Origin of the sequence: Rathayibacter sp. AY1F6, assembly GCF_002932035.1 — a bacterium.
Classification (GTDB): Bacteria; Actinomycetota; Actinomycetes; order Actinomycetales; family Microbacteriaceae; genus Rathayibacter.
Map to the genome: position 1 here is coordinate 1 of NZ_PSVD01000034.1, position 23622 is coordinate 23622.

Consider the following 23622-nt stretch of genomic DNA (forward strand, 5'->3'; position numbering starts at 1 on the left):
GCGGGACGGTCCGCGGCGGGCGGGTCTGTGGCGGGCCGGTCCGCGGGGGAGGAGCCGGTCGTCGGCTGCGCGGGGTCGACGGGGTTTGCGGAGGAGGGGCTCGAGGAGCGGCGGTCGGAGGCGCCGGATCCCGCACCGGGAGCGGAGGGGTCCGCAGTCGCCGCCGCATCCTCCGCGGGCGAGGCGGCGGTCGGCGTCGACACCGCTTCCGGGGCGGTCATCGCCTCGGGCGCGAGTGCGGCGGAGGCGAACACCACGGAGAGCACGAGGGTCGTCGTCGGGACGAACGCGGCGAGAGCGCGGGTGGTGCGGGTCACGGACGGTCCAGTTCTGCGGGCTCTGCGATGCGCCCGCCTGTGATTACTACCAGGAGCGTGAAGTGCTCTGCACCCCCGCTTCCGGGTGGAGTGCCGCGGAGCGCGCCAGCGGGCTCGGCCATGCTCGTGCGCCCACCTCCTCGACGAGGCGGCGCTGAGCCGGATCGATCAGGCGACCGATCTCCTTCTCGGGGAGCGCCTGCGGGGGAGCGGCCGTTCCTTCCCGCCCGCGGAGATCGACGTGACGGCGCTCCCGCCCAGGCCCGGCACGTCCTTCGGCATCTGGAGCCCTGAGCCGCGCGCCTCGAGCCCGCACTCGCCCTGCGCCTCGGATGATGTGCCGCACACGCAGAGGAGGGAGCGCCCGCGGGCACCCCCTCCTCCGTCACGGCCGGTCGACCGGCCGCCGTGCGCTCAGCAGACGCGGCCCGGGTAGGCCACCGTCTGCGCGAGGGTCTCGGAGCCCGCCGTGGCGGTCACCGTCACCTGGCCGCCCGGCATGCTCGCCAGGCGGGTGGTGAACGCGGCCGATCCGCTCGCGCCCCCGGCCACCGCGGTGACCGTCTTCGAGCCGTAGGCCGAGGCCATCGCGACGTCGATCGGAGCGGTGCCGCCGTTCTTGGCGAGGACAGTCAGCACCGCCTTCCCGGCCACACAGCGCGACGTCACGGTCACCGGCACCGTCAGCGCCGGGGCGGCCGCCTCGGGGACGACGATCTCGCCGATCTTGAGGAACGAGCCCGGCGTGGAGAAGGTCAGCTTCAGGCCGGTGGCCGAGACCGCCGCGAACGGGATCGTGGTCAGCGTGCCGCTCGCCGCCGGAGCGACGTTCTGCGCGGTGGTCGGCTTCCAGGTGCCGTCCTCGGCGCGGTAGGCCACGCTCACCGACGCCAGGGTGCCCTCGGTGTTGGTGAAGGTGAGCCCGGCGACGCGGTGCGCCTCGGTGTTCGTCAGCGTGAACTCGGCGCTGCCGGCGAAGGTGCCGTCGGTCCAGGTCGACCAGGGGGTGCTCACGTTGCCGTCGCAGGCGTTCTTCGCGGGGAGGGTCGCGTACTTCGTCTGGCTGAACGACGCCGAGACCGCGGCTCCGGGGACGCGGCAGACGTTCGTCGGCGGCGCGGTGCCCCAGATCTGCACCTCCGAGACCGACTGCCACGTGTTCGCCGCGCTGGTGAGGTGCAGGCGGAGGCCCGTGGTGTCGGGCAGGGAGGACAGGTCGAGGATCGCCGTCGGGGCGGATCCGGTCGCGGCCTGGCTGAGGGTGGTGGCGACCGAGGAGGTCGTCCATGCGCCGTTCACCTGGTACTCGACCTCGATCCTCGAGGGCCAGGTGGCGGTCGCACCGTCCTTGTAGGTGCTGACCGTCACCGAGTCGAGGTTCTGCGCCGCGCCCCAGGAGAAGGAGAGGCGGCTGTCGCGCGGGTAGCCGGCCGAGGACCAGTCGTCCCAGCCCTTGCCCTTGACGTCGCCGTCGATGAGCTTGCCGGCGAGGTCCGTGCGGCTCGAGACCGCGACGGACGCTCCGGGAGCGAGGTTCGCGATGCCCGGCTCCGCCACCTCGATCGTGCGGGTGAAGCGGCGGCCGGAGGAGAACCCGGCGTCGGCGGCGAGCGTGCCCGTCACCTGCACCGTGCCGAGCTCGGCGGGGCCGGGGGCGGCCCAGGTCACGGCGACGTCGCGGGTCGAGCCGTTGCTCGCGACCGAGACCGTCGAGGGGAGCGCGGCGGCGATGTCGGCGCCGCGGCGGACCTGCTTCGGCAGACGGGCGTCCACGACCGACCAGACGCCGTCGCCGACCCCCTTGTCGTCCCAGTAGGAGAGGTTCCAGCCGGATCCCCAGCGCGCCGGGTCCTCTTGAGCGGGGTTCCGCATCTCGAGGCGGCCGTTCTCACCGACCGTCATCGGGAGCCAGACGTAGGTCGAGTCCGACTTGCCCTCGTTCCACCGGTCGCCCATGTAGACGTACTTCCCGGGAGCGAGGGTGAGGACGTTCGTCGACTGCGAGCCGAAGGTGGTCTTGCGGGAGTCGCCGATCGAGAGCAGGCCGTCGCCGCCCTCCGGGATCGCGTTGTAGGCGACGTTCTCGTCGGCGTCGCCCTTCTCGACTCCGCGGGTCCACGCGCCGAGGATCGAGTCGGCGGTGTAGTAGGTCTGCGGGTTCGGCGCCCAGCCGGTCGCCCCGGAGGCGATCGTGTAGTACTTGCCGCCGTTGGCGAAGATCGCGGGCGCCTCGAGGTGTCCGCACTCCTTCACGATCTGGAAGTCGGTGCCGCGCACCGGTGCTCCGGCCGCACCGTCGGCGAAGACGTAGGGGTACGTCCCGTCGGCCGAGTACTGGTTCGCGTCGAGGGTGTCGGTCGTGGTGGTCCGCTCGACGTTGGTGTAGTCGGCGTCCAGCTTCGCCACGTAGAGCGAGTAGTTCTCCTCGGAGGAGTAGGAGATGTACGCGGTGCCGTCCTCATCCTGGAAGACGGTCATGTCCCGCGCCTGCCCGGGAACGGCGGAGGTGGTGCAGGCCTTGTAGTCCGTGCGGTTGTAGAGGCGGTAGACGCCCTGGAGCGTGAAGGGCCCGGTCGGGCTGTCCGAGACGGCGACTCCCGCCATCGAGCGCGCGTAGGTGCTGCCGCCCGGCGTGGTCCGGCCGTCGGAGTGCCACCACATGACCCACTTGCCGGTCTTCTCGTTGAAGAGGACCTTGGGGCGCTCGAAGATGGCGGTGTTCGGCGAGGCCTGCGTCGTGTCGAGGTGGTAGTCGAGCTCCGCGATGCGGTCGGCGCGAGGGGCTCCGGAGTCGTCGACGGTGTCGTAGAGCGCGTCGAAGTAGGGGGCCTCGAGGTCGGCCGGAGCCGAGACGCTGCGGAGCGCGGTGCCCTTGTTCTCCCAGTTGTGGCCGTCGGTGGAGCGGTAGACCGCGACTCCGGGGCTGTTCCAGTAGCCCTTCGTGCGGTCCTCGCCGTACCAGTACTGGACCTGCTGACCGCCCTCCTCGACGGTGACGATCTGGCTGCCGTGCGCCTGGATGTGGCGGCCGTCGGTGTCGTACCAGAAGGGCTGGAAGTAGCCGGCCGCGGTGCTGCCCGGGTCCTGGACCGCCGGGTAGTCGGTGTAGGTCACGGGCGTCGAGGTGCGCGGCACTCCGTCGTCGGGATCCGTGGCCACGGCGGCCGAGGCCGACTGCGCTCCTGTCCCCAGGAGTGCTGCGACGAGCAGCGCGGCCACCGCCGCGGCGGCCGTTCGTGGTCGAGACGTCATGCTGTGCTCCTTTGCACCGGGGACTTCGCGCATGTTCACGCAAACATCACGCTTCCACGAGGGTCTGATGACGTCAACATCCTGATCGACCGACGGCCGGGCGTCGGACGGCCGCCCGGGCTCCGTCTTGGCCGCTCAGCGCTCCGGCGCGAACGCCCCGCCCGGGCCGAAGGCGAGCTCCGCGAACCGGCGGCCGATGAGCTCGTGCGCTTCCGGATCCGGGTGCAGGCCGTCCGGGAGCGGGAGCCGCTGGGCGTCGTCCGGCCCGTAGAGCGCGAGCCCGTCGAGCAGTCGCAGGTCCGGGTCGTCGGAGCGCGCGGCGACGACCTCGGCCAGCGCCTCGCGGACGATCCGCAGGGTCAGCCGTCCGTTCGCGGTGTCGCCCGGGTCGCCGGTCGCGACGAAGCGCGGCGCCCCGGTCGTGAAGGACGCGGGATCGACGTCGCCCGGCCCCGGCGTGTCCTCGTGGATCCCGCAGAAGAGCGGAGTGACGAGGAGCAGCGGCGTCGCGGGATGGCCCTCGCGGATCGTGTCGAGGAAGCCGTGCACCGCCGGCACGAAGGTGCGGCGGCGCATGCCGTCGAGGTTCACGAGGTTGATGCCGAGCGCGACACTGATCAGGTCGGCAGGAGTGTCCCGCATCACGCGAGCGGTGAAGGGGTCGACGAGTGCGCTCCCGCCGAAGCCGAGGTTCACCAGGCGGGCGCCGCTCGCCCGGGCGGCCACGGCCGGCCAGATGCCCGAGGGGCGCGCCGCGTTCGAGCCCTGGCCGATCGAACTGCCGTGGTGCAGCCAGACGGGGCCGGAGAGCGGCGCGGGTTCGAGCGGTGCGTCGGACCGCAGGGCCACGAGGTCCACCGCCTCGTTGTGCGGGAGGAGCAGCTCCACGCGAGACGGCCCGGCCGGGAGGTCGAGCCCGACCGTGTCGAGAGGTCCGGGGAGGAGGGCCCGGTCACCGGTCGCGAGGTCGAATTCGATCGCGTCGCCTCCGGTGAGCGCGTGGGAGGCGGTCATCTCGCCGTCGACGACCGCGTCGACTGCGCCGCGCGGCCGGGGCAGCCCCCGATAGGCGACCCGTGTCGCGTGCACGTCGAGCTCGATCCGTCGCGCCTCGGTGACGAAGGAGATCCGGACACCCGAGGGCTGCGCCTCCATCAGCAGGAGCTGCGCATCCGCATCGCGCTCGCGGACCGCGCGGGGGAGGCGGTGCGGCCGGACTCCGCGGGGCACCTCCTCCAGCTCGATCGCGCCGTGGACGAGCCGTTCGGTGAGGGGTGTGCTGATCATGCGGGGATGTCCTTCCGGCGGGTCCAGTGGCTGAAAAGAAAGTGCAGGCAGGCGAGGAGCTCGCTCCACGACTGCGCGGGGGTCGGGCTGCTGTGCGCGAAGCTCCCGAGCCGTTCGAGGGTGAGGAAGCCGTTCAGAGCGGCGCCCGTCACTCGGACGGCGTGCACCCGGTCCTCGGCGGGGATCGCGTAGCCGAGGAGGACCGCATCTGTGAGCTGCACGACGCGGCGGGCGGCCGGGGCGGCGACCGCGTCCGGCCCCGCAGTGCGCTGCAGCGACTCCCACAGGCCCGGCCGCTCGCGCGCGAAGGAGCGGTGGGCGTCGGCGAAGCCGTCCAGCGCCTCCCGGGCGGAGCGTCCGGCGATCGCGACGGCGATGCGGTCGGACAGCTCGTCGAGGGCCAGGACCGTGACGCCGTCGCGGAGTGCGGCGAGATCGCGGACGTGCGTGTAGAGGCTCGGCGTCTGCACCTCGAGCGAGCGGGCGACGGCGGCCAGGGTCACGGCGGCGAGACCATCGGCGTCGGCGATCGCGGCGGCGCGATCGATGACGGCGGAGCGGGTGAGGGAGCGACGGGGCACGCGTTGATCCTAATACCCCTAGGTTTTCACATATGGACATTCGGAAGCTCCGACGCCCGAACCGCGATCGCCCCCGAGCCGGAGGGCTCGAGGCGATCGAACGTGCGGTGCGGCCTAGCCGCCGACCGCCTGGCGAGCGCTATCGAGCCCGCTCAGTTCTTCCGGATATCGATCTCAGGGCTGCGAGGATCTCGCGCGCTCGAGGATGGCCGCGATCACGGCGGACTTCGCCTCGGCGTAGTCGTTCCCGTCCTCCCAGCGCCGGAGGAGGAGAGACGCCTTCGTGCTGCGGTAGAGCTCGCGGTCGGACGGGTCGGTGCGCAGCCGGTCGCGCAGGAGGAGGTACGCGTCGATCGCGGGATGACCCTCCTCGTAGATGTGGACGTGGGCGTCCCGTCCGGGCGTGCGGACGAGCCGGTGCCCGGGCTCGCGGGTGCGCAGGACGTAGCCGGCCTCGAGCAGCGGCGCGACGTGGTCCTCCTCCGCCGTGACGTCGGGCACGACGACCAGCACGTCGACGATCGGCTTCGCGGGCAGGCCCGGGACGGAGGTCGAGCCGATGTGCTCGACACGCACGCCCGGGACGGCCCCGAGGATGCGCCGCCGGTGCTCCTCGAACAGGGCGGACCACTCGGGGTCGTGCTCGTGCAGGGCGAGCTCGAGCGGCTCCGGTCCACCGACGAGCTCGACGGAGACGACGTCGGGGCGGCTGGGGGAGCGGTGCGGAGTCACCGGGTCATCCTGCCAGGGGTGCCGCAGGGCGGGTGCGGTTCACTGGAGCGGTGAGCACCCTCCTCGTCACCGCGCACCCCGACCGCGACTCCCTCACCGCCGCCCTCGCCCGGCGGCTGCGGGAGGAGCTCGGCCCCGACGGAGTGGAGACGGCCGACCTCGACGCCGAGGGCTTCGACCCGCGGTTCGGCGCGGCCGACCGGGACCGCTACCGCGGTGTCGGCCCGGTTCCCGACGACGTCCTCCGCGAGCAGCGCCGGCTCGACGGCGTCGACCACCTCGTGCTCGTCTTCCCCGTCTACTGGTGGTCGATGCCCGCGCTGCTGAAGGGCTGGATCGACCGCGTCTTCCTCGCCGGCTGGGCCTTCGACATCGACCCCGTCCACGGCACGCAGCGCAGGCTCGGCGCCCTGACCGTCCACCTCGTGCTCGTCGCGGGGGACTCCGCCGGGACCTACGAGCGGCACGGCTACGAGCAGGCGCTGCTGACGCAGATCCAGCACGGGATCATCGACTACTGCGGAGCCCGGCGCGGCGGGGCCGTCTTCGTCCACGAGTCCGAGCGCGAGGACGACGCGAGCCGCCGGGCGGCGGTCGAGGACGCGGTCGAGCGGACCGTGGAGGCGATCAGGGCTGATCCGCCTGCAGCGCTCCGGTGACGAGGGCCTGCACGAGGGTGTCGGCGTCGTAGTCCGGATCGTGGGCGGCGCCGATGCAGAGGTTGCCGATGCCCTTGAGGAGCATGTAGCCGCTGAGGCTCGACGCCGGGATCCGGGCGGGTCGTGCCGCCTCGAGCAGGTCGCCGCAGACGGGGACGAGCCGCTCCACGAAGTAGGCGTGCAGCGCGTCGGATCCGGCGCTGTCGCCCTGGAGCGCACCGGCGAGGCCGTGCTTGGTCACCAGGAGGTCGACGAAGTGGGCGACCCAGGCCCGGAGGGCTGCCTCCGGGGTCGCGCTGTCGGCGAGCAGCAGTGGGCCCGCCTCCGCGCAGGCCTCGACCTGGTGGCGGTAGACGGCGACCACGAGCTCCGAGCGGGTCGGGAAGTGCCGGTAGATCGTCCCCACGCCGACGCCGGCCTCCGCCGCGATCTCGCGGACCGGCGCGTCCACGCCGGAGGCCACGAACACCGTCGCCGCGGCGGCGAGCAGTGCGTCGCGACTCGTCCGCGGTCGGCCGGGCGTGCGGGGCACACGGTCGCTCATCGGTTCTCCTTGCTTTTCGGAGCTGCGCTCCGTAATGTCTCCGAGCGCAGCTCCACCACGTTCCGGAGCAGCGCTCCGCAATGTTCCGGAGCAGCGCTCCGACGATTGTGCCAGAGCGCCGCCACCCAGGAAGGACCCTCGTGCCCACTCCGCTCCTCGACTCGTCGACCCCCGGTGAGCACCGCCCGATGCGCGGTCCGCACGGCCGAGCGCGACCCCTCTCGATCCGTCGCGAACGGCCCGTCGCCGAGGGGCGGACGGGCCGCTCGCGACGGATGAGCGGAGCGGGTCCTGCCGTCAGCGCGGGGCGCGCAGCCCGGCGAGCGGGCCGTCGTGCAGCGGCTCCGTCTCCCAGCGGACGCGGGCGGTGCGGTCGGGAGCGAGCTCGACGTGCAGGCGGTGCGGGGTCTCGAGGAACACGACGTCGACCAGCACGCTGTCGCCCGAGGGTCCGGCGCTCGCCGCGAACGGCCCGTCGACGGTCCAGGCTCCCGCGCCGGGCGTCACCGTGAAGCGCTCGTCGCCCTCGGTCAGCGCGAGCGTCCAGCCGCCCTCGTCGGCCGTCACCTCGACGGCGTCGGGCCACGATCCGACCGGCGTGTAGCTCCCGGTCGCGGGGGAGGCGCCCTCGAGCGCGGGCAGGGCGAGCTCCGACAGCCGGTCGGCCAGCCGGGCGTCGGCCTCCGCCGTGGACCCGTGGCCGACGGCGGGGAGCAGGTGCTCCCAGGCGAGCGCGAGCAGCGTCTGCGTGTCCGAGGTCTGGCCGGTCAGCGCGATCACGAGCTCGTGCTCGGGCACGATCAGGCTGAACTGCCCGTACGCGCCGTCCGCGCGGTAGCCGTGCAGCGACCGCCAGAACTGGAAGCCGTAGCCCTGCTGCCAGTCCGGTCCGCCGTCCTCGTGGGTCGGGACGTGCGCGCGGGACGCCTCGGCGACCCACTCCGGCGAGAGGATCCGCCGGTCGCCCCAGCGCCCCTCCTGCAGGTACAGCAGTCCGAGCGCAGCTGCCGCCTCGGTGGTGGCGTGCAGCCCGCTGTAGCCGAGCTCGCGCCCCGAGTCGTCGCGATGCCAGGCGACCTCGCCGATGCCGAGCGGATCGAGCAGGCGCGGGCGCAGGTAGTCGGTCAGCGACTGCCCGCTCACGCGCTGCACGATCGCGGCGGCGGCGAAGGTGCAGGGCTGGTTGTAGGCGAAGACGCTGCCCGGCTCCTGCTCCGGCGGGAGGAGGAGGAAGCCGCGTACCAGGTCGACCGGATCCGTCTCCTCGGCGCGGTCGATCGTCTCGGCGGAGTGGCCGCTCGCCATCGCGAGGACGTGGCGGACGCGGACCGCACGCGAGCGCGGGTCGGTGATCTCGTCGTCGAGCTCGGGGAAGTACGAGAGGACGGTGGCGTCCAGGTCGACCAGGCCCTCGGCGACCGCGAGGCCGACGGCGGTCGCGGTGAAGCTCTTGCTCAGCGAGTAGAAGAGGTGCGGCCGCTCGGCCGAGTACGGCGCCCACCAGCCCTCGGCGACCACGTCGCCGCCCTGCACGACCATCAGGCCGTGCAGCTCGACGCCGGGAGCGGCCTCGACCCCTTCGACGAAGGCCAGCACTCCCTCGGCGTCGACGGAGCGGGCGGACGGGGTGCTTCTCGGCAGTGAGCGCGTCATCCTCCGATGCTACGACCGGCGCGGCACCGCCTCCGCCCGGGGGCAGGTGGCGGCGCCGCCTAGGCGGTCGGCTCGGCGGGGAAGGGGCCGAGGCCGAGCAGGAAGCGGAGGATCGCGTCGGCCGGCACGCGCAGGGCGGGGCCGGAGCCGAGCTCCCACTCCGCGTCGGTCGGAGCGAGGGTGCGACCGCGGACGGCGGCGCGGATCGCGAGCGGCGCGCGCTGCAGGCGGTCCAGGGCCACCCCGCCGGTGATGCGGGAGGAGAGCGCGAGCGGCTCGGGGGAGAGGGCGAGCTCGACCCGGACGACCTCGACCAGCTCGGCGACCGAGCGCGGACCCGCGCCGGCGCGGCGAGCGGAGGCGAGAGCGGCCAGGGCCGGGGCGATCTCGGCGGGAGGAGGAGGGGAGGAGGCCTCTCGGGCGCCCATCCGCGTCGCGAGGCGCTGGCCGGTGCTGCTCGAGAGCCGCACGACGAGCTCTCCGAGCAGGGCGTCCCGGGAGACGGCACTGGCCGCCTCGCCCTCCGTGGTGGAGGGCGAGGCGGCCAGGACGGCGAGGCGGTCGAGCCTCTCGGCGACGAGGGGGCGCCAGTCGTTGCTGACGCCCGTCTCGTCGACCGAGGGCCCGGTGCTCAGCGGCAGGAACCGCGACCAGTCGGGCACGACCGCAGGGCCTAGCGTCCGCCCGAGCGGCGCTTGTTGTAGACGTCGAAGGCGACCGCGAGCAGGAGCACGAGGCCCTTGACCGCCTGCTGCCACTCGATGCCGATGCCCATGATCGACATGCCGTTGTTCAGGACGCCGATGATGAGGCCACCGATGATCGCGCCGCCGATGGTGCCGACGCCGCCCTGGACCGCCGCGCCGCCGATGAAGGCGGCCGAGATGGCCTCGAGCTCGAAGCCGTCTCCCGCCTTCGGGCCGGCGAGGTTGAGTCGCGCGGTGAAGACGAGGCCGGCCAGCGCCGCGAGGACGCCCATGTTGACGAACAGCCAGAAGGTGACGTTGCGGGTCTTGATGCCGGACAGCTCCGCGGCGTGCAGGTTGCCGCCGATCGCGTAGACGTGACGGCCGAAGACGGAGCGGTTCATGACCACGCCGTAGATCAGGACGAGCACGGCGAGCACGATCAGGGTGACCGGGATGCCCTTGAAGGTGGCCAGCGCGAAGGAGAAGGCCGCGATCACGACGGAGACGAGGACGAGCTTGGTGACGAACCAGGCGCCCGGCTCGACGCTCTGCGCGTACTTCTGGCGGCCACGGCGGGTGCGCACGGACTGCACGGCGAAGGCGACGATCGCGAGCGCGCCGATGACGAGCGACAGCGGGTCGAGGTCGGTCTCGCCGAACAGGTCGGTGAGGAAGCCGTTGCCCAGCGCGCGGTACTCGGTCGGGAAGGAGCCGATGTTCGCGTTGCCGAGGACGACGAGCGCCAGGCCGCGGAAGATCAGCATGCCCGCCAGGGTCACGATGAACGCCGGGATCCCGACGTACGCGATCCAGAAGCCCTGCCACGCTCCGACCAGGGCGCCGATGAGGAGGGAGAGGACGATCGACAGCCACCACGGGAGACCCATGTTGACCGCGAAGACGCCGGAGATCGCTCCGACGAACGCCGCGACCGAGCCGACCGAGAGGTCGATGTGCCCGGCCACGATGACCATCACCATGCCGATGGCGAGGATCAGGATGTAGCCGTTCTGGACGATCAGGTTCGAGATGTTCTGGGGGCGGAGGAGGATTCCGCCGGTCATCACCTCGAACAGCAGCACCACCACGATGAGGGCGATGAAGATGCCGTTCTTGCCGAGGTCGCCCAGCACGTGGCTGAGGCGCTTCGTGAAGGCGTTCTCGGTGGGCTTCACCTGCGCACCGGCCGCGGTGGACGGTTCGTTCTGCAGATCGGTCATCGTTGCTTCTCCTGGGTCATGAGGGTGAGGACCGCCTCGGGCGTCGCCTCGGCGATGGGCAGCTCGCCCGTGATCCGGCCCTCCGACAGCGCGTAGACGCGGTCGCAGATGCCGAGCAGCTCCGGCAGCTCGGAGGAGATGACGATGATCCCCTTACCCTGCGCCGCGAGCCGGTTGATGATGGTGTAGATCTCGTACTTCGCACCCACGTCGATGCCGCGGGTGGGCTCGTCGAGGATGAGGACGTCCGGGTCGGAGTAGATCCACTTCGACAGGACGACCTTCTGCTGGTTGCCGCCGGAGAGCTTCCCGGTCTTGGCGAGCACGGTCGGCGACTTGATGTTCATGCTGCCGCGGTACTCGTTGGCGACCTCGAACTCGCGGTTGTCGTCGACGAGTCCGCCGCGGGCGACCTTGTCGAGCGACGCGAGCGAGATGTTCCGCTTGATGTCGTCGATGAGGTTGAGGCCGTAGTGCTTGCGGTCCTCGGTCGCGTAGGCGAGCCCGTGGGCGATCGCCTCCGAGACGTTGCGGATCTTGATCTCCTTGCCGGCCTTGAAGACCTGGCCGGAGATGCGGCTGCCGTAGGAGCGGCCGAAGAGGCTCATCGCGAACTCGGTGCGCCCGGCGCCCATGAGCCCGGCGATGCCGACGATCTCGCCGCGGTGCACCGTCAGGTTGACCTTGTCCACCATGACGCGGGTCGGGTCCTGGGGGTGGTGGGCCGTCCAGTCGACCACGCGCAGGATCTCCTCGCCGATGTGCGGCGTGTGGTCCGGGTAGCGGTGGTCGAGGTCGCGGCCGACCATGTCCTTGATGATGCGGTCCTCGGTGACGTCGTCGTGAGCGATCGTCTCGATGGTCTTGCCGTCGCGGATGACCGTGACGGTGTCCGCGATCTTCTTGATCTCGTTCAGCTTGTGGCTGATGATGATCGACGTGATGCCCTGCTCCTTGAGGTGCAGGATCAGGTCGAGCAGGTGGTCCGAGTCCTCGTCGTTCAGGGCCGCGGTGGGCTCGTCGAGGATGAGCAGCTTGACCCGCTTGGAGAGCGCCTTCGCGATCTCGACGAGCTGCTGCTTGCCGACTCCGATCTCCATGATCTTGGTGGTCGGGTTCTCGCGCAGACCCACGCGGGCCAGCAGCGCCGCCGCCTCCTGGTTGGTCTTGTTCCAGTCGATCAGGCCGCCGAAGCCGCGCACCTCGTTGCCGAGGAAGATGTTCTCCGCGATGGAGAGGTAGGGGCTGAGGGCCAGCTCCTGGTGGATGATGACGATGCCCTTCGCCTCCGAGTCGCGGATGCTGGCGAACTGCATCACCTCGTCCTCGAAGACGATGTCGCCCTCGTAGGTCCCGTGCGGGTAGACGCCCGACAGGACCTTCATCAGCGTCGACTTGCCGGCGCCGTTCTCCCCGCAGATCGCGTGGACTTCGCCGCGCTGTGCGTTGAGCGTGACGTCCTGGAGCGCCTTCACGCCCGGGAACGTCTTGGTGATGCCGCGCATCTCGAGGATGTTCGAGGTCACGCCGCCTCCCTTCCTTCGTAGTGGGGGAGGGCGCCCGGTGGGCGCCCTCCCGGGGTGTTCCTTCTCGGGTGAGGAGAGAGGACTAGCCGTTCACTTCCGCGTCGGTGTAGTAGCCGCCGTCGACGAGGACGGACTGGATCTGGTCCTTGGTGACGATGACCGGCTCGAGCAGGAAGGACGGGACGACCTTCTTGCCGTTGTCGTAGGTGTCGGTGTCGTTGACCTCGGGCTCGGTGCCCTCGAGCACGGCCTGGGCCATCTTCACGGCCTCCTTGGCGAGCTCGCGGGTGTCCTTGTAGATGGTCGCGTACTGCTCGCCGGCGATGATCGCCTTGACGGAGTCGAGCTCGGCGTCCTGACCGGTGATGATCGGGAAGTCGGAGCCGACGGTGTAGCCGGCGTCGGTCAGAGCCGAGATGATGCCGCGGCTGAGGCCGTCGTAGGGCGAGAGGACGCCCTGGACCTTGGAGCCGTCGGAGTACGTCTTGGTGAGGATGTCCTCCATGCGGCTCTGGGCGACCTCGCCGTCCCAGCGGAGCGTGGCGACGGTGTTGAAGTCGGTCTCGCCGGACTTCACGACGAGCGTCTTGTCGTCGATGTACGGCTGGAGGGTGTCCATCGCGCCGTTGAAGAAGAACGTGGCGTTGTTGTCGTCGGGGCTGCCGGCGAACAGCTCGACGTTGAACGGGCCGGCGGGGGCGTCGGCGGCCTTCGCGCCGGTGAGGTCGGTGAGACCGAGGCCCGCGAGGAGCGAGGTGGCCTGCTGGACGCCCACCTTGTAGTTGTCGAACGTGGCGTAGTAGTCCACGTTCTCGGAGTCGCGGATGAGGCGGTCGTAGGCGATGACGGGGATGTCGTTGGCCTTGGCCTCCTCGAGCACGCTCGTGAGGGTGGTGCCGTCGATCGAGGCGACGATCAGGGCCTTGGCGCCCTTGGTGATCATGTTCTCGAGCTGCGAGACCTGGGTGGGGATGTCGTCCTCGGCGTACTGAAGGTCGACCTGGTAGCCGGCCTCCTCGAGCTGCGACTTGACGTTGTTGCCGTCAGCGATCCAGCGCTCGGACGACTTGGTCGGCATCGCGACGCCGACGAGGCCGCCGTCGCCGGATCCCGAGCCCGAGCCGCCACCGGTTCCGGAGGAGCAGGCGGCGAGGGAGAGGATCATCGCTCCGCCGGCGATGCCGGCGATGAGAGCGCGCTTCATTGTGGTCACTGTGATTCCTTCGTCATTGAATGCAGTGGATGCAGGGCCGCCCTCGGGATCGGGGCGGAGATGTGATGCCATGTGAGCGATCACATTGCGTCATGCTAGACCCGACGGCGCCGTTCGTGTCAACGCGCACGTCTCGACTCGGTAACGGGACACCCGCGGCGCGTCGTCCGCTCTCGGAGCGGTGCTGTCAAGGGTCCCCGGCCCCGGAAGGGAGCCGGAGCCGTCGGCGTTGCGTCCAGCACTGTCGAAAGGACGCACACCATGACGAAGACCTGGTTCATCACCGGCGCCTCGAAGGGCTTCGGCCGCGAGTGGGCCGAGGCGGCGCTCGAGCGCGGCGACTCGGTCGCCGGGACCGCCCGCCGGATCGAGACCCTCGACGCCCTCGTCGAGGAGTACCCGGACACGTTCCTCCCGCTGACCCTCGACGTGACCGACCGCGAGGCCGGCTTCGCCGCCGTGCAGGCCGCGGCCGACCGGTTCGGCCGACTGGACGTCGTGATCAACAACGCCGGCTACGGGCACTTCGGCATGATCGAGGAGCTCACCGAGGAGGAGTTCCGCGCGCAGCTCGAGACCAACGTCTTCGGCGCCCTCTGGGTCACCCAGGCCGCGCTGCCGATCCTCCGCGAGCAGGGCTCGGGCCACATCGTCCAGGTGTCGAGCATCGGCGGCATCAGCGCGTTCCCCTCGATCGGCGCGTACCACGCGTCGAAGTGGGCGCTCGAGGGCTTCACCCAGTCGCTGGCCGCCGAGGTCGCCGGCTTCGGGATCCACGTGACCCTCGTCGAGCCCGGCGGGTACTCGACCGACTGGTCCGGTCCCTCCGCGTCGCGCAGCGAGCCGATCGCCGCGTACGACGAGGTCCGCGAAGCCGCGAGCCGACGCCCCTCCGCCGCTCAGCCGGGCGACCCGAGGGCCTCGCGCCTCGGGATCCTCGCGGTCGTGGACGCGGACGAGCCGCCGCTGCGGATCTTCCTCGGGCGCGCGCCGCTGGGCATCGCGACGGCGGACTACGAGTCGCGCCTCGAGACCTGGAAGCGCTGGAACGACGTGTCGATCGCTGCTCACGGCGAGTGATCCCGGGCGGTCGCGGCGCGAGGGCGTCGCGGCCGCCGGTCAGCGCGAGGCGGTGACGCTCGCGCTCCGGGGGACGGCCGTGGATCCGCGGACGACCAGCTGCGGAGCGATCGGCGCCGCCTTCTCCGGCCGGTCGCCCTCGATCAGGCTGAGCAGCGCGGCCACGCACCGGCGTCCGAGCTCCACGAAGTCCTGGCGGACGCTGGTCAGCGGCGGCCAGTAGAACGCCGCCTCGGGGATGTCGTCGAAGCCGATGACGCTGACGTCCTCCGGCACGCGGACCCCGCGCTCGTGGAACGCGCTCATCAGTCCGAGTGCCATCTGGTCGTTCCCCGCGAACACCGCGGTGAAGTCGAGGAAGCGCGAGAGCTCGAGGCCCACGCGGTGGCCGCGCTCGGCGCTCCAGTCGCCGAGCAGCGGCGGGCGCAGCGGGATCGAGCGGTGGTCGAGCTCGGCGAGGTAGCCGCGCATCCGCGCCTCGGCCTCGATCCAGTCCTGCGGGCCGGCGAGGTGCACGATCTCGGTGTGCCCGAGGTCGATCAGGTGCCCGGTGGCGATGCGGGCGCCGGCCATCTGGTCGACGTAGAGCGCGTCGTCGCGGTCGTCCTCGCTCGTCTGCAGCGTCACGTGCGGGATGCGCAGCGCGACTCCGGAGAGGATGTCGAAGACGCGGATCTGCGGGGCGACGACCACGAGGCCCTCGACCGCCTGGTTGAGCAGATGCCGGATCCCGGCCTGGATCGACGCGCCGTCGGTGCCGTCGACGTTGGCCGTGACCACGAGGTAGCCCGCGTCGCGCGCCGCCACCTCGATGGCCTGGATGCTGGAGGCCGGACCGTACTGCAGGCTCTGCGAGGACAGCACGCCGACGGTGCGGGTGCGGCTGGTGACCAGTGCCCGTGCGGCGAGGTTGGGGCGGTAGTCGAGCTCGGCCATGACCTCGAGCACGCGCTTCTTCGTCTCGGCGCGGAGGCTCGGGTGGTCGTTCAGGACGCGGGAGACGGTCTGGTGCGAGACGCCGGCCGCGCGGGCGACGTCGTAGATGCTCGGCGCCCGCGACGCGGGCTTGTCTTCCGGCATCGGGCACCGCGGCTCTCTGTGATCGGCGCCTCCGACGCAGGACCGGGGCGCCCTCACGGGCGGCTCGCCCGTCCGCGGGCGCGTGTGAGCACACTTTACGTCCCTCGGCGCGGGGGCCTGCACACCGACGGAACCTCGACGGCTCGGACGGGTGCCGCTCCCGGATCGGCCGGACGTTCCGGCACCGCTGGTGCGGGCGCGCCGGAACGACGCGGTCCGCGCCTCCGCCCCGCGGTCGTCGCAGCGGGTGGTCGCCGCGGTCGGGTCAGCCGTCGAAGACCTCGGCCGACGCGAAGGCCGCATCGGAGCGGAGCACGGCGACGAGGTCCGCGGGACAGTCCTCGAAGGCCGTCCTCTCCGGACCGGGAGGCGTGTGCGCTCGGACGTCGACGACGGATCCCTGGGGCGCGACGGCGTCGGGCGATCACAGGCGCCACCCTGCGGTCCGGGGTACTTTCCTGCGTGTGAACGACAGCGACGAGAAGTCCGGGAGAGGCTGGCGCATCGATCTCGGCGAGCCGCCGGAGAGCGTGTCCGGCGATGTCGCCGACGCTCTCGATAAGGTGTCCGCGGAATTCGCGGCATTCCGGAGCGGGACTTCCGGCGAGGGCGGAGAAAGGGCCGCGGCCCTCCGCGGAGCCGCCCGACTCGGGGCCGGAGAGCACCGGCTCGCCGTCGCCTCGGGGCTGACGCGGGAAGGCGTCCGCGCCTTTCTCGCGGGGGGATGACAAGCCGTCGGAGAGGCGGTTCCCCCGTGCCTCGACAAGCCGGCGCCGAAGGAAGAGAAAGGCCTCGAGAAGGCGCGGCATCCGGAGAGATCGGAGACGACGAATGGACGACGAGGAGTGGGCTCGGTACCTTCTCGCGATGGAGCGCCGAGCACCGACGAATCAGGACGGCGCGACCGCGGAACGCCGTGACGCGATGGTGGCGGCCGTCCTGCGGGAGCTCGACGGGGTCGATCCGTACGGACTCGAGCCGGGTCGCGAGGACGGCGCTCCCCGCGACGAGTACGCGTCTGAGGCGGCCCCGATCGCGAGCATCCTCCTGCGCCGAGGACGGATCACCGGCGAGGAGCTCGACGCCGTCTGGCGGTTCTGGTTCGGCGAGCCGCTGAGCGCCCTGCTCGGCGACGGCTTCGCCCCGCTCCTGGCGCGGCTCGACCGGCTCGCTCCTCCCTCGGCGGAGGACTGACGGGCGTCGGGTTCCGGCGGCGGACCGGCCGCGATCCCGGCGTCCCGTATCGCTCCGCCCAGCTCCGCCTAGCTCCGTCTAGCTCCGCTCGCGGAAGAAGCGGATGAGCTCGCGCAGGGCCGGGAGCGTCGCGCTCTCGGCCTCGGCGTCGTCGAGGTCGTCGAAGGAGGTGCGGAGCCCGGCGGCGTCGGCGTCGGCGGCGGACTCGAACGCCATCGACCACTCCGGGAACAGCCGCTCCCGGATCGGCTCCTCGAGGAGGGTGCGCAGCTGCGCGTGGCGCTCGTCGGCGGCGATGACGGCCATCCGCTCACGCAGGACCGCGTCCGGCCCCTCGAGCACCTGGAGGAATCGGCCGTCGCGGTGCAGGAGCATGCCGGTCAGGCCGAGGCGCTCGTTGTTCGCGCGGCACTGGGCGAGCAGCGCGGCGAGGTCGGCGTCCGTGAAGCCGGCGGAGGTGCGGCTGGAGTAGACGAGGGAGAGCATGGCGTCCGTTCCGGGTGGGGGAGGCGGGCGCCTCCGCTCCCAGTGGACCACCGACAGCGCCTCCCGCACGGCCACTTCCGCCGGCGGCGGCAGGCTGCTAGAGCTAGCCGACCGTGATCGGAGCGGCAGACGGACGGGTGCCCTGCCGCATCCAGACGAAGAACCCGACCAGGGTGAACGCGCCGTAGAAGACGTACATCAGCCCCGACGCGTAGTAGCCGGCCGAGAACAGCAGCGGCACGCCGACCAGGTCGACGGCCACCCAGATGAGCCAGAACTCGGTCCAGCCCTTCGCCATGCCGTAGGTGGCGAGGACGGAGCCGACGAAGATCCACGCGTCGCTCCAGACCGGCTCGTAGGAGCCGAGCGCGCGGAACACGGGCGTCAGCACCGCGGTGCCGCCGACCATCCCGAGCACCAGCAGGCCGCGGGTGCGCCACGACGCCCAGCGCGGCGCGATCAGGGTGGTCGAGTCGTCGGGGCGGTGGGTCCACCGGTACCAGCCGTAGACGCTGACCAGGATGAACATCACCTGCCGCCCGGCCTGGCCGAGCAGGTTGACGGGGTTCGGAGTGCCGAACAGGGCGCCCATGAAGACCGTGAACAGCAGCACGTTGCCGATGAGGCCGACGGGCCAGGCCCAGACCTTCCGCCGCATCCCGCCGAGGGCGCTGAGGAGCCCGAAGACGTTGCCGATGACCTCCCGCCAGAGGACGGTCTGCTCGCCGATGACGATCTGCGCGTCGAACAGCCAGTGCACGAGGTCCACGAGGCCTTCTTCCTGAGTCGGGATGCCGGGTGGTGCAACCCTGCCCCATCCCGGGCCATTCCCGCCGCGGGCGGATGCGGGCGCCGCGCTCGGACCACGCTGGATCGCGCGCCGGGCGGGGATCGCGACCGGCGCCCCGCTGTGCCGCCGCGACCGTAGGCTGGCGGGATGACGTCCCGGGTGCGACTCCTGCTGGCCTCGTCGCACCCCGGGCCGACCGTGACGGTCACCGTGCTGGCGACCGTGATCGCGGCGGCGTCCGGGCATCCGCTCGGGCAGGTCGTGCTGGTGGCGCTCGCCGTGCTGCTCGGGCAGCTCTCGATCGGGCTCGCGAACGACTGGATCGACGCCGATCGCGACCGCGCGGTGGGGCGCACCGACAAGCCGGTCGCGCAGGGGCTGATCGGCGTGGGCGCCGTCCGCGCCGCCGCACTGGGGACGGCGGCGGCCGCCGTGGTGCTCTCGCTGCTGCTCGGACCGGTCGCCGCGGTCGCGCACCTGGTGCTGGTCGCCGCGGGCTGGGCCTACGACGCGGGGCTCAAGCGCACGGTCTGGTCCGTCGTTCCCTTCGTGGTCGCCTTCGGGCTGCTGCCGGTGGTGGCGGTGGCGGCGGGCGACGGCCGGGTCCCCGCCTGGTGGGCGATCGCGACCGGCGCCGTGTTCGGCGTCGCGATCCACTGCACGAACGTGCTCCCCGACCTGGTCGACGACGAGGCCACCGGGGTCCGCGGCTTCCCCCACCGCCTCGGCCTGCGGCTCTCCGGAGTCGTCGCCTTCGGGTCGCTGGTGGTCGCCGCGCTGCTCGTGCTCGTCGGACAGCTCGTCGGCGACCAGCCGGTGCGCGGGACGGGCGTGGTGCTCGCGGTGATCGGGACCCTCGCGGTGGTCGTGCTCGCCGCGGCGGGCATCCGCCTGGTGCTGACCGGCCCGCCGACGCGCACCCTGTTCCGGCTGGTGATCGCGGCCTCGCTCGTGCTGGTGGTCGAGCTCGGGCTGGCGGGCGCGCGGCTGGTCGGTTGACCGGCCGCCCTCAGGACCAGCGCATCGCGTAGACGCGGGCGAGCAGGTCCGAGGTCGGCAGGGCGAGGGCGGTGCGGAGGAACGCCTCGCGGCCGCGGTGCGCGAGCGAGCCGAGCGGGCGTCCGAGGGCCATGTTCGCCTCCGCCTGCCGCGCCGCGCGCCGGGCCGCGGTGGTGCGCCGCCGGGCGAAGCCGGGCCAGGGGCCGGCCTCGCCGCGGCGCACGGCACCGGCCAGGAGCGGGGCGAGCTCGGCGGCGTCGAGCCAGCCGAGGTTCATGCCCTGCCCGCCGATCGGACTGATCTCGTGCGCGGCGTCGCCGATGAGCACGACGCGGCCGACGCCCATCCGCTCGGCCTCGCGGCGCCGCACCTGGAAGCCGCTGAGCATCGTGCAGGTCTCCGGGTCGGCGTCGGCGCCCGTCCGGTCGCGGACAGCGGCGGCCAGGGCGCGCGCGGCCTCCTGGTCGGGGGCCTCCTCGGGCCGCCAGGCGGGGGCGCCGAGGGAGCGGTCGGGGCCGCTCAGGGCGACGTACCGGCGCCGACCGCCCGGCAGGGGGAAGGACTCCACCACTCCGGCCGGGCCGACGTCGACCAGCGCGGTGCCGGTGAGACCGCCGGGCTCGGGGTCGGCGAAGTCGCCCATCACGTAGCGGTCCGGGTAGTCGCGGCCGGTGGTGCGGATCCCGAGCAGGTCGCGGACGGTGCTGCGGGCGCCGTCGGCTCCCACGACGAAGGCGGCGCGGACGGAGACCGGCTCGCCGCCCGGTCCGGTGCCGGTCGCCTCGACGGTGGAGCCGCGACGGAGCAGGCCGGTCAGCGCGACGCCGGGGCGCAGCGCGTCCGGGGCCGCCGCCTCGAGGCGCTCGCGGAGGATCGCCTCGGTGCGGTGCTGGTCGAGGGTGACGACGTAGGGGTGCGTCGCGGAGGCGCGCGCGAACGAGAGCGTGCCGAGGGTGCGGCCCCGGCTGCGCGCGACGCCCTCGCGGACCCGGGTGGCCTCGGCCAGCACGGGAGCATCGGCGCCGACTGCGGCGAACGCGTCGAGCGACGGCGGATGGATGCCGATCGCCCGCGAGCCGCGCGGCACCGAGGAGCGCCGCTCCCACACCTGCACGTCCACTCCGGCCCGCGCCAGGAGCGCGCCGAGCAGGAGCCCGACCGGACCGCCGCCGACCACGAGCACGTCCGTCTCCGCTGTCACGGGTCGAGCCTAGGGAGCGGCGGCGCGGCGGGCGAGGGGGTGCGCTCGACCGCCGCGCGTGCTCAGGGTGCGAGCGGAGGTGTCAGAGCGCGTCGACGGCGGCGAGGATCTCCTCGGTCTCCGTGCGCGTCGTGTAGTCGACGTGCACGTCCGCCGTGCGGACGATCCGGTCGGCGTCGACGACCAGGACGGTCGGGTACGGGACGGCCGGGGTGTCGTCGGCGTTGCTGTCCTTCACGGCGAAGCCGAGCGCGGTGTGCGCCTCCTGCGCGTCGCCGCTGGGGGCGGTGACGATGCCGAGAGCGCTCGCGAGCGTGTTGCCGGGGTCGGAGACGACGGTGAAGCCCAGGTCGCCGTTCGCGACCGCCGCGCGCGACCCGTCGGGGGTCTGCGGGCTGATCGCGACGAGGGCGACTCCGCGCGACGCGAGCTCGGGGGCGAGGGTCTCGTTGTAGTGCTTGAGCGTGATGTTGCAGTACGGGCACCAGGCTCCGCGGTAGAAGACGAGGACGGCCGGGCCCGCGCCGAGGACGTCCGCGAGGGCGACGGTGTCGCCGTCGACGGTCACGACGGAGGCGGCGGGGAGCGCGTCGCCGGCGGTGACGGCTCCGCTCGGGGCGCCGGCGGCGACGAGGTCGTCGCGCTCGCCGGAGAAGACGGCGGCGAGCTCGGGTCCGACCGTCTCGTCGAAGCCGACGGTGAACTCGTCGAGCTGGGTGCGGACGGAGGTGCTGGTCATCGGAAGTCCTTCGGTCGTGACGGTCGTGGTCCCCGTCCGGGAGCCTAGGCATGCGGGGGACCGGGCGCCGGGCGCCCGTCACGCGGCGTCACACGACGTCCGACGCGTGTCGGCCGGCGTGCGTGGGACCGGCCCCGTCGCTCCGTCACTCCGGGGCGACGACCAGCTCGCCGCCGGCGGAGCGCGAGACGCACGGCATGATCCAGCGGTCCTGTTCCTCGGGGGTCAGCACCAGGTCGCGCTGCTCCGCCCTCCCGCCGACGAGGCGCAGGCGGCAGGTGCCGCACGTGCCCGACTCGCAGGAGGAGTCGACGTCGATCCCGGAGGAGCGGAGCGCGGTGAGGAGCGAGCGGTCGGCCGGGACCTCCACGACGGCACCGGTCGGCTCCCAGACGGCGGCGAAGGGGACGGCCCGGTCGCCGACGGCGTCTACGCCCGCGAAGTCCTCGACGTGGATCCGGCTCGGGCGCCAGTGCATCGTGAGGGCGAGGACCTCGTCGATCAGCGCGGACGGACCGCAGCAGTAGATCCGGGCGTCGTCGTCGGGCTCGGCGACGAGCGGCCAGAGGTCGAGCCGGCCGTGGATCGCACTGTGGTGCACGAGGGAGCCGTCGGCGGAGAACTCGTCGAGCCACGCCGTGTCCCCGGGGGTGCGGCTGAGGTAGACGACCTGCACGGCCGAGCCCTGCGCCCGGAGCTCGGCGGCCATGGCGCGGATCGGGGTGACCCCGATCCCGCCGGCGATCAGGAGGTAGCGGGCGGCGGGCCGGAGGACGAAGGTGTTCGCGGGCGGCGCGGAGGAGAGGACGTCGCCGACGCGGACGTCGTCGTGGAGGCTCCGCGATCCGCCCCGACCCCCGGGCTCGCGGCGCACCGCGATCGCGTAGTGCGACGGCTCCGCGGATCCCGGCTCGACGAGGCTGTAGCTGCGGCGCTCGCCGGAGGGGGTCGTGAGCGTGAGGTGCGCGCCGGCGGAGTAGCCGGGCAGCGGGGCGCCGTCCTCGCTCCGAAGCACGAAGCGGGTGACGGCCGGGGTGAGCGCCTCGCGCTCGGCCACCACGAGCCGCAGCTCAGCCACGGAGCACCAGCTCGTCGCCCACGCCGAGCGTGCCGCCGTCGAGGACCTCCGCGTAGACGCCGAGGAGCTCGTGGCCGTAGGTCTCGTGCAGCAGGCGCGGGACGGGCAGGTCGCGCCGACCGGTGCCCGGCTCGACCTCGGTCGCGGCGCACCGCTCGGTGGCCTTCGTGATCCGCAGCCGCAGCCCGCCCGCGCTGAGCTCGCACCCGAGCAGCTCGAGCTCGCTCCACGCCGGCAGCCCCTCGAGATGGATGTTCCCGCGGAACCGAAGCGGATCGACGCTCCGGCCGGTGCGCTCGGCGAGGTCGCGGACACTCGCCAGGTTGATCAGCGAGACGTACTCCATCTCGACATCGGAGTTGTGGGCCGTGTCGGTGTAGCGGCGCCCCGCGTCCTGGGCGATCACGGGCTCGACGCCGGGCGGCAGGTCGAGCACGCGGGCGGCGAAGGAGCGCAGTGCGGCCCGGCCGTCCTCCGCGCCGAGGTCGGCGGAGAGGACCCGGTGGCCGCGGACGTCGACGGTGAGCACTCCGCTGTCGGGGTCGAGGTGCGTGGTCAGGCCGGCGAGGCGCGCCTCGGCGACGAGCACGAAGTACTCGCGCTTGGAGATGCCGTGCCGCATGCCGGGCCGGTAGGCGCCGCCGGGGCGGGCGAGGGCGATCGTGCGGTCGAAGGGGACGGCGCGGCCTGTGGTGAGCTCGACGCGGGGGAGCGGCTGCGGGGTCAAGCCCTTCACCGGGTAGACGAAGAGGCCGTCCACGCGTGTCGTCATGCCCCCCATCCTGGCGCATCGCCGGGGAGCCGGCAGGGCCGTCGCGGCGCAGCGGAGCGCGAGGAACGGACGCGGCGCCGTGCGGATCCTGCGAGGCCGGGCGGAGGGATCCGCTCCGGCGGGCCTCGTCAGTACTGGAGGGAGAGGCCGACCAGGGGCGGGACGACGAGCGCGCCCAGCTCGACGATCGCGACGCTCGCGCCGACGCCGAGCGTGACGGCCGAGAGCAGCCGGGCGCGGTCCTTCCGCGCGACGCCGATGACGCCGACGATCGCGGTCGCCGTCGCGAGCACGAGCATCGTGACCCCGAGGGCGGCGAAGAGCGCCCCGATCTGCGTGGTGTCGAAGCCGCCCTGGAACGCGAGGACCGGGATGGCCGTGGTGAGCGCGGTCCGCCCGATCTGCGCGAGGACGAGGACGATCGCGAGGACGAGGCCGACGATGCCGACGACGTCGCGGGGCCGGGACTGGGGGGCGGGGACGGAGGCGGTCACGCCGTCGAGCCTAGGGGCGGGCGCGGCGGCGTGACC

At 72.7% G+C, this 23622-nt stretch carries 23 protein-coding genes and 1 pseudogene; 5 read left to right on the forward strand and 19 right to left on the reverse strand.

What is annotated here, in order from left to right; all coding sequences use genetic code 11:
* The 5 genes and pseudogenes from C5C44_RS16095 to C5C44_RS16120 form a co-directional block, all read right to left on the reverse strand.
* Window positions 1–317: pseudogene (locus C5C44_RS16095) on the reverse strand (hypothetical protein); the annotation flags it as partial.
* 414 nt (window positions 318–731) lie between these two features.
* Entirely contained in the window at window positions 732–3569 is a 2838-nt protein-coding gene (locus tag C5C44_RS16105; RefSeq protein WP_104336199.1) for a discoidin domain-containing protein, read from the reverse strand.
* A gap of 135 nt (window positions 3570–3704) precedes the next feature.
* Entirely contained in the window at window positions 3705–4856 is a 1152-nt protein-coding gene (locus C5C44_RS16110) for a GDSL-type esterase/lipase family protein (RefSeq protein ID WP_104336200.1), read from the reverse strand.
* Window positions 4853–5437 (reverse strand): TetR-like C-terminal domain-containing protein, encoded by a 585-nt coding sequence (locus tag C5C44_RS16115; RefSeq protein WP_104224976.1) that lies wholly within the window; start codon window positions 5435–5437, stop codon window positions 4853–4855. Before C5C44_RS16115 ends, C5C44_RS16110 begins: the two co-directional genes overlap by 4 nt.
* A gap of 174 nt (window positions 5438–5611) precedes the next feature.
* Entirely contained in the window at window positions 5612–6169 is a 558-nt protein-coding gene (locus C5C44_RS16120) for a GrpB family protein (protein ID WP_104324800.1), read from the reverse strand.
* A 50-nt stretch (window positions 6170–6219) separates the two neighbouring features.
* Between C5C44_RS16120 and C5C44_RS16125 the strand changes: the two genes are divergently transcribed.
* Entirely contained in the window at window positions 6220–6828 is a 609-nt protein-coding gene (locus tag C5C44_RS16125) for an NAD(P)H-dependent oxidoreductase (RefSeq protein WP_104324799.1), read from the forward strand.
* Here C5C44_RS16125 and C5C44_RS16130 read toward each other — a convergent pair.
* The 6 genes from C5C44_RS16130 to chvE all read right to left on the reverse strand — a co-directional run bounded on the left by C5C44_RS16130 (window position 6797) and on the right by chvE (window position 13664).
* A complete protein-coding gene (locus tag C5C44_RS16130; RefSeq protein ID WP_104336201.1) occupies window positions 6797–7372 on the reverse strand; it encodes a TetR/AcrR family transcriptional regulator in 576 nt (191 codons plus the stop codon). The two genes, C5C44_RS16125 and C5C44_RS16130, sit on opposite strands and share 32 nt — an antisense overlap.
* A gap of 297 nt (window positions 7373–7669) precedes the next feature.
* Entirely contained in the window at window positions 7670–9025 is a 1356-nt protein-coding gene (locus tag C5C44_RS16135; RefSeq protein WP_104336202.1) for a serine hydrolase, read from the reverse strand.
* A 59-nt stretch (window positions 9026–9084) separates the two neighbouring features.
* Window positions 9085–9687: a hypothetical protein gene (locus C5C44_RS16140; RefSeq protein WP_104224981.1), complete on the reverse strand. Its 603-nt coding sequence runs from the start codon at window positions 9685–9687 to the stop codon at window positions 9085–9087.
* An 11-nt stretch (window positions 9688–9698) separates the two neighbouring features.
* Window positions 9699–10934, reverse strand: coding sequence for a multiple monosaccharide ABC transporter permease (gene mmsB, locus C5C44_RS16145; protein ID WP_104224982.1), 1236 nt, complete (start codon window positions 10932–10934; stop codon window positions 9699–9701).
* The gene (gene mmsA, locus C5C44_RS16150; protein WP_104247724.1) at window positions 10931–12460 is read right to left on the reverse strand and encodes a multiple monosaccharide ABC transporter ATP-binding protein; all 1530 of its coding nucleotides are present in this window, start codon (window positions 12458–12460) and stop codon (window positions 10931–10933) included. Before mmsA ends, mmsB begins: the two co-directional genes overlap by 4 nt.
* Before the next feature lie 82 nt (window positions 12461–12542).
* Complete coding sequence (gene chvE / locus C5C44_RS16155; RefSeq protein ID WP_104224984.1) at window positions 12543–13664, reverse strand: multiple monosaccharide ABC transporter substrate-binding protein; 1122 nt, start codon at window positions 13662–13664, stop codon at window positions 12543–12545.
* Window positions 13665–13934: 270 nt separating this feature from the next.
* Between chvE and C5C44_RS16160 the strand changes: the two genes are divergently transcribed.
* The gene (locus C5C44_RS16160; RefSeq protein ID WP_104336203.1) at window positions 13935–14753 is read left to right on the forward strand and encodes an SDR family oxidoreductase; all 819 of its coding nucleotides are present in this window, start codon (window positions 13935–13937) and stop codon (window positions 14751–14753) included.
* Between the two features lie 39 nt (window positions 14754–14792).
* Here C5C44_RS16160 and C5C44_RS16165 read toward each other — a convergent pair whose 3' ends face one another.
* Window positions 14793–15833, reverse strand: coding sequence for a LacI family DNA-binding transcriptional regulator (locus C5C44_RS16165; RefSeq protein WP_104234510.1), 1041 nt, complete (start codon window positions 15831–15833; stop codon window positions 14793–14795).
* A 464-nt stretch (window positions 15834–16297) separates the two neighbouring features.
* On the opposite strand from C5C44_RS16165, the gene C5C44_RS16170 reads away from it, so the two are divergent.
* Complete coding sequence (locus tag C5C44_RS16170; RefSeq protein WP_104292706.1) at window positions 16298–16561, forward strand: hypothetical protein; 264 nt, start codon at window positions 16298–16300, stop codon at window positions 16559–16561.
* 139 nt (window positions 16562–16700) lie between these two features.
* The gene (locus tag C5C44_RS16175) at window positions 16701–17027 is read left to right on the forward strand and encodes a hypothetical protein (protein WP_146078497.1); all 327 of its coding nucleotides are present in this window, start codon (window positions 16701–16703) and stop codon (window positions 17025–17027) included.
* 78 nt (window positions 17028–17105) lie between these two features.
* Here C5C44_RS16175 and C5C44_RS16180 read toward each other — a convergent pair whose 3' ends face one another.
* Window positions 17106–17513, reverse strand: a complete 408-nt coding sequence (locus C5C44_RS16180) for a BLUF domain-containing protein (protein ID WP_104336205.1) — start codon at window positions 17511–17513, stop codon at window positions 17106–17108.
* A 103-nt stretch (window positions 17514–17616) separates the two neighbouring features.
* Complete coding sequence (gene pnuC / locus C5C44_RS16185; RefSeq protein ID WP_104336206.1) at window positions 17617–18282, reverse strand: nicotinamide riboside transporter PnuC; 666 nt, start codon at window positions 18280–18282, stop codon at window positions 17617–17619.
* A gap of 168 nt (window positions 18283–18450) precedes the next feature.
* On the opposite strand from pnuC, the gene C5C44_RS16190 reads away from it, so the two are divergent.
* Window positions 18451–19302 carry a UbiA family prenyltransferase gene (locus tag C5C44_RS16190; RefSeq protein ID WP_104308574.1) on the forward strand — a complete coding sequence of 284 codons (852 nt, stop codon included), beginning with the start codon at window positions 18451–18453 and terminating at the stop codon, window positions 19300–19302.
* A 10-nt stretch (window positions 19303–19312) separates the two neighbouring features.
* On the opposite strand, the gene C5C44_RS16195 is transcribed toward C5C44_RS16190, so the two are convergent.
* The 5 genes from C5C44_RS16195 to C5C44_RS16215 form a co-directional block, all read right to left on the reverse strand.
* Entirely contained in the window at window positions 19313–20503 is a 1191-nt protein-coding gene (locus tag C5C44_RS16195) for an NAD(P)/FAD-dependent oxidoreductase (protein WP_104308573.1), read from the reverse strand.
* Between the two features lie 82 nt (window positions 20504–20585).
* Window positions 20586–21242: a peroxiredoxin-like family protein gene (locus C5C44_RS16200; RefSeq protein ID WP_104247729.1), complete on the reverse strand. Its 657-nt coding sequence runs from the start codon at window positions 21240–21242 to the stop codon at window positions 20586–20588.
* 145 nt (window positions 21243–21387) lie between these two features.
* Window positions 21388–22320 carry a PDR/VanB family oxidoreductase gene (locus C5C44_RS16205; protein WP_104336207.1) on the reverse strand — a complete coding sequence of 311 codons (933 nt, stop codon included), beginning with the start codon at window positions 22318–22320 and terminating at the stop codon, window positions 21388–21390.
* Window positions 22313–23092, reverse strand: coding sequence for an MOSC domain-containing protein (locus tag C5C44_RS16210; protein ID WP_181132894.1), 780 nt, complete (start codon window positions 23090–23092; stop codon window positions 22313–22315). The genes C5C44_RS16205 and C5C44_RS16210 overlap by 8 nt, the downstream gene beginning before the upstream one ends.
* 128 nt (window positions 23093–23220) lie before the next feature.
* Window positions 23221–23586, reverse strand: a complete 366-nt coding sequence (locus tag C5C44_RS16215; RefSeq protein ID WP_104296217.1) for a hypothetical protein — start codon at window positions 23584–23586, stop codon at window positions 23221–23223.
* Window positions 23587–23622 lie beyond the last annotated feature (36 nt).